This is a genomic window from Tsukamurella paurometabola (genome assembly GCF_900631615.1).
Taxonomy (GTDB): domain Bacteria; phylum Actinomycetota; class Actinomycetes; order Mycobacteriales; family Mycobacteriaceae; genus Tsukamurella; species Tsukamurella paurometabola_A.
On the sequence record NZ_LR131273.1, the window covers coordinates 1,959,937 to 1,972,738 of the forward strand.

Below are 12,802 nucleotides of genomic sequence, written 5' to 3' on the forward strand. Positions count from 1 at the left end.
CCGCTCACCCCATGCGTGGTCCACTGAGGGGCATGACCGCCGACGAGCTGCTCGCCCGCGCGGCGATCCACGACGTGGTGCTGCGGTACTGCCGCGGCATCGACCGCCTCGACCTCGACGCCGTCCGGGCCTGCTACCACCCCGGAGCCGTCGATCACCACACCGGTTTCGAGGGGCCCGTCGAGGAGTACGTGCCCTGGGTGCGCGGACAGCTGGAGTCGCTCGGGGGGACGCATCATCAGGTCGGCAACCACCTCTGCGAGACGGCCGGCGACGTCGCCGTCGTCGAGACCTACTGCACCGCGACGCACTGGTCCGCCCCGGGCGCGGAACTCCAGGCGTACCTCACCCTGGGCCTGCGGTACGTGGACCGGTTCGAACGCCGTGCCGGCCGGTGGGCGATCGCCGAGCGCTGGGCGGTGACCGACTGGACGCGGTGGGAGAAGGACCTGACCGGCCCGCTCGGCGTGCCCGAGGCCGGGCCGCCGCCCGCGCGCGGCGGGGCCGATCCAGTGGACGCCCTGCGCGCTCAGGTGCTGGGCCGCGACCGCTCGTAGAGTCGCCGCACCACATCCTCGATGTCGGGCTCCTCGACGGTGAGGTCGCGCACCGTCGCCCGCTCGGCGACCGCGGCGAGTACCCGCGGGAGCGGTGCGTCCAGCTCCAGTCGCTGGCGCAGGCCCCCGCCCTCACTGGCGAGGTGCCGCGCACCGTCGACCTCGAGGTCGGGCGTGGGGCGGTCCAGGTCGAGCACGAGGACCCGAGCGGCGCCGACGGTGCCGACCAGTGCGTCGAGCGTGCCGTCGAAGGCGGTGCGTCCGTGGTCCACGACCAGGATGCGCTCGCAGAGCCGTTCCACGTCACCCATGTCGTGCGTCGTGAGGAGCAGCGTGAGTCCGCGCTCGGCGCGCTCGGCGATGAGGAACTCGCGTAGGCGCTGCTTGCTGAGCACGTCGAGGCCGATGGTGGGCTCGTCGAGGATCAACAGCTCCGGTGAATGCATCAGCGACGCGGCGACCTCGGCGCGCATCCGCTCGCCGAGGCTCAGCTGGCGCACCGGCCGGTCGAGGTAATCGCCCAGTTCGAGCTGCTCCACGAGCCGCCCCGCGCGCTCCCGCGCGACGGCGTCGGGAAGGCGGTGCACGGCGGCCAGGATCTCCAGCGACCTGCCGGTGGGGAGGTCCCACCACAGCTGCGACCGTTGCCCGAAGACGACGCCCACCTTCCGGGCCACGTCGCGGCGCCGGGCCAGCGGATCGAGCCCGACGGTGCGCACCGTCCCCGACGTGGGCACCAGGATGCCCATGAGCATCTTGATCGTGGTGGACTTGCCCGCCCCGTTCGCGCCGATGTAACCGACGGATTCGCCCGGCGCGATTCTCAGATCCAGGTGGTCGACGGCGGTCGTGACGGTCTTGGCACGCCCGTTCCAGCCCCGCTTGACGAAGGTTCGCGTCAGGCCGCGCGTTTCGACGATGTGCTCGGTCATCCGCCCGCTCCCCGGTAGTGCCGCAGTCCCCAGCGCCAGGTCGCCCCCGCCAGGAGCACCACCCACGCCGTCGCGAGCGGCAGTGCCCACGCCACTGCGGGCTGGAAGATCCCGTCGCCGGGCAGGCCCAGGATGTACAGGGCGGGAAGGTATCCGGTGAAGGCGAGTGGGAGGACGAAGCCGAAGGTCACCTTGATCGCTCCCGGCCATACCGACGCGGGTTGCGAGGCCGCGTACCGGCCGCCGTAGACGAACGAGCTGGTGAACTCGGCACCGTTCACGAGTACGAACTGCAGACCCGCGGCGATCACGAAGACGGCCGAGTAGATGATCGGGCCGCAGACCAGCGCCAGGACGAGCATCCCGACGGTGCCGGGCCCCCAGGTGATCGCGTTGTGCGTGAGCGCGTAGCCGAGCGCGAAGATGCTGACGGCGGGCCGGGTCAGGCGGTGGATGCGGATGTCGCTGGTCATGAGCTGCAACAGGATCGGTTGCGGCCGGAGGTAGAAGACGTCGATCGTGCCGGCTCGTACGTACCGGGGCAGCTTGTCGAGGTGCCCGAACAGGATGTCGGCCGTGCAGAACGAGAGGTCGGCCAGCGCGAAGACCAGCAGCACCGCCGAGAACGTGAGGCCGCCGATGACCTTCGCATTGTGGAACAACAGCCAGACCTCGGCGAGCTCGACGAGGCCCAGGAGCATCGCCGCGACCAGATCCATCGCGAGCGACGCGTGGTAGCTCACCTGCGCCTGGACGCGCGACGTCAGTACCGCGCGGTACGGGGCGAGCGGCCCCGGCCGCGCGGTGGAGGCGATGTCGGAGGCGGTGTCAGCCACCCTGCACCTCCAGGCGCCGTCGCCCCGCCGCGGTGAGCAGGGCGCCCACTACGAGCACCGCCGCCGTCCACGCCGCCTGGGCCGCGACGGCGGTCGCACCCGCAGCGGCGTCGATCCGGCCGGAGAGGATGTCGCAGGGCGGCATGAGGATCCACGCGAACGGGGTGAACTCCGCGGCCCGGGCGAGCCACCCGGGGAACAGGCCGACCGGCACGAACATGCCCATGAGGAAGGTGCCCGCCACCACGTAGAACATCTGGATGCCGCGGGTGTCCACGACCCAGAAGCCGAGGACCTGGACGCAGTAGAGCAGCGCCTGCGCCAGCACGATCGACAGCAGGACGCTCACCAGCGCGAGCGGGTACGCGACGGGCTCGCCGGCCCACGCCATCATCGACGTCGCCGCGCCGATGGCCGCGAGCGGCACTGCCCGCGGGATCAGTGAGTACACCGCGCCGCCGAGCACCGTTGCCAGCGTTGCGAACTGGACGTTCACGGGCCGCAGGAAGTCGACTGCGATATCGCCGGTGCGGATCCGCTCGGCGAGGGCCCCGTCGCCGCCGAAGGCGCCGATCGCCGTCAGCATCCCCTGCGAGAGGAAGATGTAGCTGACCATGAGTTCGGGCGTGTACCCGCCGGCGACCCCGCCCGCGCCCGCGAGCGTGGCGAGCAGGATGGCCATCTTGATGAATCCGAAGACGGCGTTGGTGAACACGCCCGCCGCCGCCGCACCGAGATAGGTCGACTGTTGGCGGAAGCCGGCCACCGTCAGGCGGACGTACGGCCGGAGGGCGGTTCGGACAGCGAGGAGGGCGGCACGCCCGGGAACTGCGGCCGCGGTTTGCGACGACACAGCTACCGGACGTTACCGCCCTCGTTCGCGGGACGCGAGGAGTTTCTCAGCTCCGCTGCTTGCGGATGTTCTCGAACACCGTCGGATCCACCAGCGTGGACGTGTCGCCCAACTCCCGGCCCTCGGCGACGTCGCGGAGCAGGCGGCGCATGATCTTGCCGGAGCGCGTCTTCGGCAGCTCGGGCACGATGTTGATCTCGCGGGGCTTGGCGATCGGCGAGATGTCCTTCGAGACCTGCGCCGTCATCTCGGCGACGAGCTTGTCGGGATCGGAGTCGTCGACGCCCTGCCGCAGGATCACGAACGCCGCGATGGCCTGGCCGGTGGTGGTGTCGGAGGCCCCCACGACGGCCGCCTCGGCGACCGCCGGGTGCCCGACGAGCGCCGACTCGACCTCGGCGGTCGAGATGCGGTGGCCCGAGATGTTCATGACGTCGTCGACGCGGCCCAGCACCCAGAGGGCACCGTCCTCGTCGTACCGCGCACCGTCGCCCGCGAAGTACCAGCCCTGATCGGCGTAGCGCGACCAGTACGTGTCCACGAAGCGCTCCGGGTCGCCCCAGATGCCGCGCAGCATCGCCGGCCACGGCTTGTCGAGCACGAGCAGGCCGGATTCGCCGCGGGGCAGGCTGTTCCCGTCGTCGTCGACGATGTTCGCGCTGATGCCGGGCACGGGCTCCATCGCCGAGCCGGGCTTGAGCGAGGTGGTGCCGGGGAGCGGGGCGACCATCGCGGCGCCGGTCTCGGTCTGCCACCAGGTGTCGACGATCGGGGCGGAACCGCCGCCGATGACGTCGCGGTACCAGCGCCAGGCCTCGGGGTTGATGGGCTCACCCACGGAGCCGAGCACGCGGATCGAGCTCAGGTCGTGCGCGTCCGGAATCTCGCGGCCCCACTTCATGAAGGTGCGCACCAGGGTGGGCGCGATGTAGTAGATCGAGACGCCGTACTTCTCGATGACCTCGAAGTGGCGGTGCTCGTTGGGCGAGTTCGGCGTGCCCTCGTAGACGATCTGCGTGGCTCCGTTGGCCAGCGGGCCGTAGACGATGTAGGTGTGCCCGGTGACCCAGCCGATGTCGGCCGTGCACCAGTACACGTCCTTCTCGGGCTTGAGGTCGAAGAGGTAGTAGTGCGTGTACGCCGCCTGCGTGAGGTAGCCACCGGAGCTGTGCACGATGCCCTTCGGCTTGCCGGTGGTGCCGGACGTGTACAGCAGGAAGAGGGGGTGCTCGGCGTCGAAGGGCTCGGGGGTGTGCGCGGGCGATGCGGCACCCACCGACTCGTGCCACCAGACGTCGCGGTCGTGCCAGTCGATGTCGTTCTTGCAGCGCTGGACGACGATGACCTTCTCGACCGACTCCGCCTTCTTACCGTCGACGTCCATGTCGAGCGCCTCGTCGACGTTCGCCTTGAGCGGTGCCGGCTTGCCACGGCGGAACTGCCCGTCGGTGGTGATGACGACCTTGGCCTCGGCGTCGTCCACGCGCGAGCGCAGGGCCGCGGCGGAGAAGCCGCCGAACACCACGGAGTGGGTCAGGCCCAGCCGGGCGCACGCGAGCATCGCGACGATGGCCTCGGGCACCATCGGCATGTAGATGGCGACGCGGTCGCCGGCCTGCAGGCCCAGGGAGCTCAGGTAGTTGGCCGCGCGGCTGACCTCGTCCTTGAGATCGTTGTAGGTGAGGTCGCGGCTGTCGCCGGGCTCACCGATCCAGTGGATCGCGACCCGGTCACCGTTGCCGGCGTCCACGTGGCGATCGACGCAGTTGTACGCGACGTTGAGCTTGCCACCCACGAACCACTTGGCGAACGGCGCCCCGCTCCAGTCCAGCACCTCGCCGAACGGGGTGTCCCAGTGCAGGCGGTTCGCCTGCTCGGCCCAGAAGCCCAGACGGTCCGCATCGGCACGGTCGTACAGGTCGCGGCCCTGCGTGTTGGCCTGAGCTGCGAATTCTGCGGAGGGCGGGTATGCGGCTGTCGCGGAATCAGTCATGGGTCAATCGTAGGGATCCCGCCACGACCCGAACAGAGCTTTCCGGAATCTGGGGCGCGCCGGAGCGGGGTTGCACGGGGTTGCTCCCCGTGCGCGCCGGGCGTCCCCGGGGCGGCGATCCGGGGGCGGATACCTCGGGCGCGGGGTCGACGGGGCGCATTGCCGGGACAGAGTAGTGAGGTGGGCTTAAAGTGCTGTGCACTGAACTGGCCAACTCCGGCGGAGGTAGTAGTGAGAATACGAAGTAAGCGGTGGTCGACGACGCGGGCGATCCTCGCGGCCGCGGTCGCCGCGAGCCTGGCGGTGTCCGGGTGCAGCATGGACGGCGCGAAATCGGCCGATACCAAGGGGCCCGACGCGACCGTCCGGGTGAACTCGACCGAGCCGCAGAGCGGCCTCGTCCCGAGTGACACCAACGAGAAGGGCGGCGGCCAGGTCATCGAGATGCTCTTCGACGGTCTCTACGACTACCGACCCGACGGCACGCCCGAACTCGCCAACGCCGAGTCGGTGGAGACCACTGACAACCAGAACTTCCTGGTCAAGCTCAAGCGGGACTGGACGTTCACCGACGGCACGCCGGTCAAGGCCTCGAACTACGTGCGCGCCTGGAACTTCGGCGCCTCAGGGAAGAACCTGCAGAAGCAGCAGGACTTCTTCGCCCCGATCGAGGGCTTCGACGAGGTCAAGGGCAAGGACTCGCCGGCCACCGAGATGCGGGGCCTGAAGGTGATCGACGACTACACCTTCTCCATTCGGCTCGCGGCCCCGAACATCGATTTCAAGCTGGCACTCGGTTTCTACCCGTTCTCGCCGCTGCCCGACGTCTTCTTCACTGAGGGCAAGGAGAAGTTCGGCCAGAACCCCGTGGGCAACGGCCCGTACAAGCTCAAGCAGTGGCGGCACAACGTCCAGCTGGAGGTCGTGCGCAACCCGGCGTACAAGGGGGCGAAGCCGAAGAACGGCGGCATCACGTTCATCATGTACGAGTCTTACGACGCCGCGTACACGGACATCTTGTCGGGGAACCTCGACCTGCAGGACGAACTGCCCGACAGCGCGCTGGGCTCCTTCCGCAAGACTTTCGGCGATCGCGCCATCACCCGGCCGACCGCACAGACCCAGTCGTTCGTGATCCCGCAGTTCCTCGAGCATTTCGGCCCCGACGAGGAGGGCCGCCTGCGCCGCCAGGCGATCTCCATGTCGATCAACCGGCCGCAGATCATCGAGAAGGTCTTCCGAGGCATGCGCAACCCGTCGGTGGACTTCACCGCGCAGGCGATCCCCGGCTGGCGGGCGGACCTGCCCGGCAACGAGACCGTCAAGTACAACCCGGAGCTCGCGAAGCAGCGCTGGGCCCAGGCGAACGCGATCAAGCCGTGGACCGGCGCGTTCCAGATCGCCTACAACTCGGACGGCGGCCACAAGGTGTGGGTCGACGCGGTGACGAACCAGGTCAAGAACACCCTGGGTATCGAGGCCTCGGGTAAGCCCTACGCCACGTTCAAGCAGATCCGCGACGAGTTGACCAAGAAGACGCTCACCGCCGCGGGCCGCAACGGCTGGCAGGGCGACTACCCGACGCAGCTGAACTTCCTGGTGCCGAACTACGTGACCGGCGGTGGCTCGAACGACGGCGACTACAGCAACCCGCAGTTCGACGCGCTGATCGACCAGGCGGAGAGCACCCTCGATCCGGTCAAGTCCACCGAGTTGGTGAACCGGGCGCAGGAGATCCTGCTCCGCGACCTGCCGATCGTCCCCATGTGGGACTACATCCAGGCCGCCGTGCTCGGTGAGGGCGTCCACGGCGAACTCACCTGGAACGGCCGTCCCGACTACCCGAACATGACGAAGGAGTAGGCGCATGGCGAGATATCTGCTGAGCCGCCTCGGGCAGCTCGTGATCGTCTTCTTCGGGGCGACGCTGCTCATCTACGCGCTCGTCTTCCTCGTGCCCGCCGACCCGATCGCGGCGCTCGGCGGCGACCGCAAGCTGCCGCCGGAGATCGTCGAGGGCCTGCGCGCGCAGTACCACCTCGACCAGCCCTTCCTGGTGCAGTACTGGTACTACATCAAGGGCGTCTTCTCGCTCGACTTCGGCACCTCGTTCTCCGGGCAGCCGGTGTGGGACGTGATGAAGCGGGCCTTCCCGGTCACGGTGAACCTCGCGCTCATCGCACTCGCGGTCGAGACCATCCTGGGCATCTTCTTCGGCGTGATCGCCGGCCTGAAGAAGGGCAAGCTGTTCGACACGTCGATCCTGTTCGTCTCCCTGATCATCATCGCCGTGCCGATCTTCGTGCTCGGCTTCGTCGCGCAGTTCGTCTTCGGCATCAAGCTGGAGTGGTTCCCGGTCACCGTCGGCGGCAACCTGGACTTCTACCACCTGCTGCTGCCGGGCATCGTGCTCGGCCTGGTGTCCTTCGCCTACGTCGTGCGGCTCACCCGATCGCAGGTCTCGCAGAACCTGACCGCCGACTACGTGCGGACCGCGACGGCCAAGGGCCTGCCGCGCTCGCGCGTCGTCCTGGTGCACGTGCTGCGGAACTCGCTGATCCCGGTGGTCACGTTCCTGGGCGCCGACATCGGGGCCCTCATGGGCGGCGCGCTCGTCACCGAGGGCATCTTCAACATCCCCGGCGTGGGCGGCACCATCTACCAGGCGATCATCCGCGGCGAGGCCGCCACCGTGGTCTCCTTCGTGACGGTGCTCATCGTCATCTATCTCATCTGCAACGTGGTGGTCGACCTGCTCTACGCCGCCCTCGACCCGAGGATCCGCTATGCCTGACATTCACACCTATCCCGGACAGGAACGGTTCGTCGCCGCGGCCGACGACGTCGTGGTCGGCGCGATCGACGCCGTCGACCAGGATGCGGAGCCCACGGGCTTCTGGAGGACGGCGTGGTTGCAGTTGAAGGTGCGCCCCCTGTTCTGGGTCTGCATCGCGCTGCTCGCGCTCATCCTGCTCGTGGTTCTGTTCCCCAGCGTCTTCGCCTTCGGCAAGGACCCGCACTACGCGACCCTGGAGCGGTCCATGCTCCCGGTGAGCGGCGAGCACTGGTTCGGTACCGACATGCAGGGCCACGACATCTACGCCCGGACCGTCTACGGCGCACGGGCCTCGGTCATCGTCGGGGTACTCACCACGGCCGCGGTGGTCGTGATCGGCGGACTGCTCGGCGCCACCGCCGGCTTCTTCGGCGGCTGGCTCGACTCGCTCATCGCGCGCCTGTCGGACGTCTTCTTCGGCGTCCCGCTCATGCTCGCCGCCGTCGTGGTCATGCAGATGGTCACCTCGCGCACCGTCTACTCGGTGGTACTCGTCCTCGCGATCTTCAGCTGGCCGCAGATCGCCCGCATCGCGCGGTCGGCGGCCATCTCCATCCGCAACGAGGAATTCATCGACGCCTCGAAGTCCCTGGGCGCCTCCAAGATCCGCACGCTGTTCACCCACGTGATCCCCAACTGCCTCGGGCCCGTCATCGTGGTCGCCACGGTCGCGCTGGGCGTGTTCATCGTCACCGAGGCCACGCTGTCGTACCTCGGCATCGGTCTTCCGGAGAGTTCGATCTCCTGGGGCATGGACATCGCCTCGGGGCAGCCGCGTCTGCGTGAGGGCAGCCCCATCCTGTTCTTCCCCGCGGCCGCGCTGGCGATCACCGTGCTCACGTTCATGATGCTCGGTGACGTGCTGAGCGACGCACTCGATCCGAAGGCGAGGAAGCGCTGATGTCCGATGAGCACAAGCACGGCCTGAGCAAGGTCAAGGACAAGGTCGCTTCGGCGCTCGGCAGGTCACCGTCGCCGCTCCTCGAGATCCGCGACCTGGTCGTGGAATTCGAGGTGCAGGGCAAACCTGTCCCCGCGGTCCGGGGCGCCAACCTCACGGTCTACCCGGGCCAGACGGTGGCGATCGTCGGCGAGTCCGGCTCGGGCAAGTCCACCACGGCCGCGGCCGTGATGGGCCTGCTGCAGGGCACGGGCAGGGTGGCGAGCGGGCAGATCGTCTTCGACGGGCAGGACCTGTCGAAGGCCTCCGAGAAGGACTTCCAGAAGATCCGCGGCAACGGCATCGGCCTGGTCCCGCAGGACCCGAACACGAACCTGAACCCGTTGTGGCGCGTGGGCTATCAGATCCGGGAGACCCTCAAGGCCAACAACGCCGAGGAGGGGGACGCCAAGAAGCGGGCGGTCGCGCTGCTCGCCGAGGCGGGGATGAAGGATCCCGACAAGCGGGTGAACCAGTATCCGCACGAGTTCTCCGGCGGCATGAAGCAGCGTGCGCTCATCGCGATCGGCCTGGCCTGCCGGCCCAAGCTGCTGATCGCGGACGAGCCGACCTCGGCGCTGGACGTCACGGTGCAACGCCAGATCCTGGACCACCTGGACACGCTCACATCGGACCTCGGGACGGCGGTCCTGCTCATCACGCACGACCTGGGACTGGCGGCTGAGCGCGCCAGTCACCTCGTGGTGATGTACAAGGGCCGCGTGGTGGAGTCCGGTCCCGCGCTGGAGATCCTGCAGGATCCGCAGCACGAGTACACCAAGCGGCTCGTGGCCGCCGCGCCGTCGCTGTCGGCGCGCCGGTCGGATATCCCGGCCGCGGCGGCCGCGGTCACGGACGTCATGGAGTCGGAGGCCGGCGGTTCGGAGGCGGCTCTGGAGACCGTCAAGGCGGAGCTCAAGGACTCCGCCGCGACGGGCCCGGCCGAGGTCGTGGTCGCCCGGAACCTGGTGAAGGACTTCCCGATCCGCGGCTCGCTGCCCTTCCAGAGCACCGATTTCCGCGCCGTCGACGACGTCAGCTTCACCATGCTGCGGGGCACGACGACCGCGGTGGTCGGCGAGTCGGGTTCCGGCAAGTCGACGGTCGCTCGCATGGTGCTCGGCCTGCTCGAACCGACCAGCGGCACCGTCGAATTCGATGGTCGCGACGTGACCACGCTGCGCGGTGCGGAGGCGAAGGCGTTCCGGCGGCGGGTGCAGCCCGTCTTCCAGAACCCTTACGGTTCCCTGGACCCGATGTACTCCATCTACCGGGCGATCACCGAACCGCTCGTGGTGCACGGCATCGGCGATAAGGCCTCGCGGGTGGAGCGGGCGAAGGAGCTGCTCGAGATGGTGGCGCTGCCGGCGGACACCATGCACCGGTACCCGAACGAGTTGTCGGGCGGGCAGCGGCAGCGCGTCGCCATTGCGCGCGCTCTGGCGTTGAACCCGGAGGTGATCGTCCTCGACGAGGCGGTCTCGGCGCTCGACGTGCTCGTGCAGGCGCAGATCCTCACCCTCCTCGAGGGGCTGCAGCAGGAGCTGGGCCTGACCTACCTGTTCATCACGCACGATCTGGCGGTGGTCAAGCAGATCGCGCACCAGACGCTGGTGATGGCGGGCGGCAAGGTGATGGAGGCGGGGCCGACCGATCAGGTCTACGACAACCCGTCGTCCGACTACACGCGCAAGCTGATCGACGCCATCCCGGGCGGTTCGATCGAGCTGGCGGGCTGATCCGCGGGGACGCGCGGCGCGCGGGCTAGGGTGGGGTGCGTGACCGACCCGCTGAGCCCGCTCGTCGCCGTCCCCGCCGTCGCTGAGGCGGCCGCCGCCGCGCGGGAGGCGCTCGCCAAGGTGCACCGTCACCCGGCCAACCGCCGCGAGTGGCGGGCGACCGCGACGGAATCGTCGTTGCGGGGAGCCCGCGCCTCCGCGGCCCTCGACGGTGGCGCCGTCGCCCTGAGCCGCGACGAGCTCATCAACGACCCGGTGCTCGCGGGGTCGATGCGCGCGTACCAGGCGATCGACGGTGACCTGCTGGATGCGACCGTGGGAGTGTGGCGGCGCGCACCGTTGCAGGTCCTCGCCCGTCTCCACACCCTGGCCGCCGCGGATCTGGTCGACGGCGACGACACCCGCCTGGGCCGCCCCCGGGCCGGCGCGGGGGAGCGTCTCGGCCTGCTCGCGCAGCTGGTGACCGGAGGCACGCAGGCGCCGGCGCCGGTACTCGCGGCGATCGTGCACGGGGAGTTGCTGTCGCTGCGACCCTTCGAGGTCGCCGACGGCGTGGTCGCGCGCGCGGCCTCGCGTCTGGTGACGGTGGCGTCGGGTCTCGATCCGCACGCGCTCGGCATCCCGGAGACCACGTGGCTGAAGTTCGCCCCGAGCTACGCCGACGCGGCGGACGCGTTCGGGATGGGTGACCCCGACGGTGTGGTCGCCTGGGTCGTGCTGTGTTGCCAGGCGCTCGAAGCCGGCGGCCTGGAGGCGTTGGCCCTCGCGGAGCGCTGACCACCCGGACCAGTCCGGACATGCGCAACGGCGACCCGGCCTGAGCTGAGGAAGGGGCACTCGAAGTGCTTTCCTCAGAACGGGTCCGAATCGCCGTTCGCTAGCACGGATCCCGGTTACCAAGCGTGCGTCAGGGTGGGCTGTATTACGGCCTCGGCGTCATCCGGTGGAGAGATCCACTATCCGCAGATCTTGTGCTGACCACTATTTTCCCCGGTGGCGCAGGCTCACAGCGCTTTCCGCCATAGGTGGCGAGCTCCGCGTGGGTGCCTGGTGTCCGTGCTGGGAGCCTTGACGCTCAGGAACCCTCGACCTTCTCTTCCGGTGGGGGTTTGGCTTTGCGCCGCTCCGTGACTCCTTTCTACCCTGTGAGGGCCGTCACATCAAGGGGTAGTCCGGAAATTTCTCGGATCAGTTGCTACCGGCCGGTATCAACGCTTCTTCCGGTGCAGCACAAGGTAAGTCGCGATACCGGCGGTCGCCGCCACCGCGCCGAGCCCCGCGCTGGCGAGCACCGAATTCCGCGACGGTGTGGGTATCCGATCCCGCAGCGGCGTGGGATTCGAGAAGGACACCACCGGCCAGCCGCGGTCGGCGGCCTCCTTGCGCAGGCCGCGGTCGGGGTTGACCGCGGTGGGGTGCCCGACCGCCGCCAGCATCGGCACGTCCGTGATCGAGTCCGAGTAGGCGAAGCACTGCGCCAGGTCGTACCCGTGCTCGGCGGCGAGCGCCTCCATCGCGACGACCTTGTTCTCGCCGTAGCAGTAGAACTCGACCTCGCCGGCGTACTTGCCGTCCTCGACCTTCATCTTCGAGGCGACCGAGTAGTCGGCGCCCAGCATCTCGGCGATCGGCCGCACCATCTCCTCGCCCGATGCGGAGACGATGACCACGTCGTGCCCGCGCGCGTGATGCCCGGAGATCAACTCCGAGGCCTCCGCGAACACCAGCGGGTTGACCACGTCGTGCAGGGTCTCGCGGACGATGGTCGAGACCTGTTCCACGTTCCAGCCCTCGCACATCTGCGTGAGGTGGTCGCGCATGCGCTCCATCTGGTCGTGATCGGCCGCCGTGAGCATCATGAGGAACTGGGCGTAACTGGACTTGAGGACCGCGCGGCGGTTGAGCAGGCCCTCGTCGAAGAAGGGACGCGAGAAGGCCAGCGCGGACGATTTCGCGATGATCGTCTTGTCCAGGTCGAAGAAGGCGGCGACCCGGCGCACCGGGGCCTCGTCGGGCGCGGTAGGGCTCACGCGGACCAGCCTACCGGTGCCACAGAGCCGCGCACTGCGCAAGAGCCGAGCCGGGATCGCTCCACAGGTTTCTCGAATCGGACATG

General features: G+C 69.0%; 11 protein-coding genes. 6 read left to right on the plus strand and 5 right to left on the minus strand.

Going from position 1 to position 12,802, the window contains the following annotated elements:
• The first annotated feature begins 32 nt into the window (after positions 1 to 32).
• Entirely contained in the window at positions 33 to 557 is a 525-nt protein-coding gene (locus ELY19_RS09800; RefSeq protein ID WP_126196030.1) for a nuclear transport factor 2 family protein, read from the plus strand.
• Here ELY19_RS09800 and ELY19_RS09805 read toward each other — a convergent pair.
• From ELY19_RS09805 to acs, 4 genes are read right to left on the minus strand one after another with little or no spacing between them, the layout of a single operon-like run.
• On the minus strand, positions 530 to 1,489 hold the full coding sequence (locus ELY19_RS09805; protein ID WP_126196031.1) for an ABC transporter ATP-binding protein: 960 nt from the start codon (positions 1,487 to 1,489) through the stop codon (positions 530 to 532). The genes ELY19_RS09800 and ELY19_RS09805 overlap by 28 nt on opposite strands.
• Entirely contained in the window at positions 1,486 to 2,325 is an 840-nt protein-coding gene (locus ELY19_RS09810) for an ABC transporter permease (protein WP_227966699.1), read from the minus strand. Before ELY19_RS09810 ends, ELY19_RS09805 begins: the two co-directional genes overlap by 4 nt.
• Positions 2,318 to 3,178, minus strand: coding sequence for an ABC transporter permease (locus tag ELY19_RS09815; protein WP_126196032.1), 861 nt, complete (start codon positions 3,176 to 3,178; stop codon positions 2,318 to 2,320). The genes ELY19_RS09810 and ELY19_RS09815 overlap by 8 nt, the downstream gene beginning before the upstream one ends.
• A 46-nt stretch (positions 3,179 to 3,224) precedes the next feature.
• Complete coding sequence (gene acs / locus ELY19_RS09820; RefSeq protein WP_126196033.1) at positions 3,225 to 5,171, minus strand: acetate--CoA ligase; 1,947 nt, start codon at positions 5,169 to 5,171, stop codon at positions 3,225 to 3,227.
• Between the two features lie 237 nt (positions 5,172 to 5,408).
• On the opposite strand from acs, the gene ELY19_RS09825 reads away from it, so the two are divergent.
• The 5 genes from ELY19_RS09825 to ELY19_RS09845 are packed head-to-tail and all read left to right on the plus strand — an operon-like array spanning position 5,409 to position 11,463.
• Positions 5,409 to 7,034, plus strand: coding sequence for a peptide ABC transporter substrate-binding protein (locus tag ELY19_RS09825; protein ID WP_227967308.1), 1,626 nt, complete (start codon positions 5,409 to 5,411; stop codon positions 7,032 to 7,034).
• Positions 7,035 to 7,038: 4 nt separating this feature from the next.
• Positions 7,039 to 7,965, plus strand: coding sequence for an ABC transporter permease (locus ELY19_RS09830; protein ID WP_068742362.1), 927 nt, complete (start codon positions 7,039 to 7,041; stop codon positions 7,963 to 7,965).
• Positions 7,958 to 8,908, plus strand: coding sequence for an ABC transporter permease (locus ELY19_RS09835; RefSeq protein ID WP_126196034.1), 951 nt, complete (start codon positions 7,958 to 7,960; stop codon positions 8,906 to 8,908). The genes ELY19_RS09830 and ELY19_RS09835 overlap by 8 nt, the downstream gene beginning before the upstream one ends.
• Positions 8,908 to 10,686: a dipeptide ABC transporter ATP-binding protein gene (locus ELY19_RS09840; protein ID WP_126196035.1), complete on the plus strand. Its 1,779-nt coding sequence runs from the start codon at positions 8,908 to 8,910 to the stop codon at positions 10,684 to 10,686. Before ELY19_RS09835 ends, ELY19_RS09840 begins: the two co-directional genes overlap by 1 nt.
• A gap of 39 nt (positions 10,687 to 10,725) precedes the next feature.
• A complete protein-coding gene (locus tag ELY19_RS09845) occupies positions 10,726 to 11,463 on the plus strand; it encodes a Fic family protein (RefSeq protein ID WP_126196036.1) in 738 nt (245 codons plus the stop codon).
• A 431-nt stretch (positions 11,464 to 11,894) separates the two neighbouring features.
• On the opposite strand, the gene ELY19_RS09850 is transcribed toward ELY19_RS09845, so the two are convergent.
• Positions 11,895 to 12,716: an HAD family hydrolase gene (locus ELY19_RS09850; RefSeq protein ID WP_126196037.1), complete on the minus strand. Its 822-nt coding sequence runs from the start codon at positions 12,714 to 12,716 to the stop codon at positions 11,895 to 11,897.
• Between the last annotated feature and the right edge of the window lie 86 nt (positions 12,717 to 12,802).

Bases quoted from the DNA above. Each gene is read 5' to 3' on its own strand.
- ELY19_RS09800 (WP_126196030.1), top strand. From the start codon at position 33: ATGACCGCCGACGAGCTGCTCGCCCGCGCGGCGATCCACGACGTGGTG.
- ELY19_RS09805 (WP_126196031.1), bottom strand. From the start codon at position 1,489: ATGACCGAGCACATCGTCGAAACGCGCGGCCTGACGCGAACCTTCGTC.
- acs (WP_126196033.1), bottom strand. From the start codon at position 5,171: ATGACTGATTCCGCGACAGCCGCATACCCGCCCTCCGCAGAATTCGCA.
- ELY19_RS09830 (WP_068742362.1), top strand. From the start codon at position 7,039: ATGGCGAGATATCTGCTGAGCCGCCTCGGGCAGCTCGTGATCGTCTTC.
- ELY19_RS09835 (WP_126196034.1), top strand. From the start codon at position 7,958: ATGCCTGACATTCACACCTATCCCGGACAGGAACGGTTCGTCGCCGCG.
- ELY19_RS09840 (WP_126196035.1), top strand. From the start codon at position 8,908: ATGTCCGATGAGCACAAGCACGGCCTGAGCAAGGTCAAGGACAAGGTC.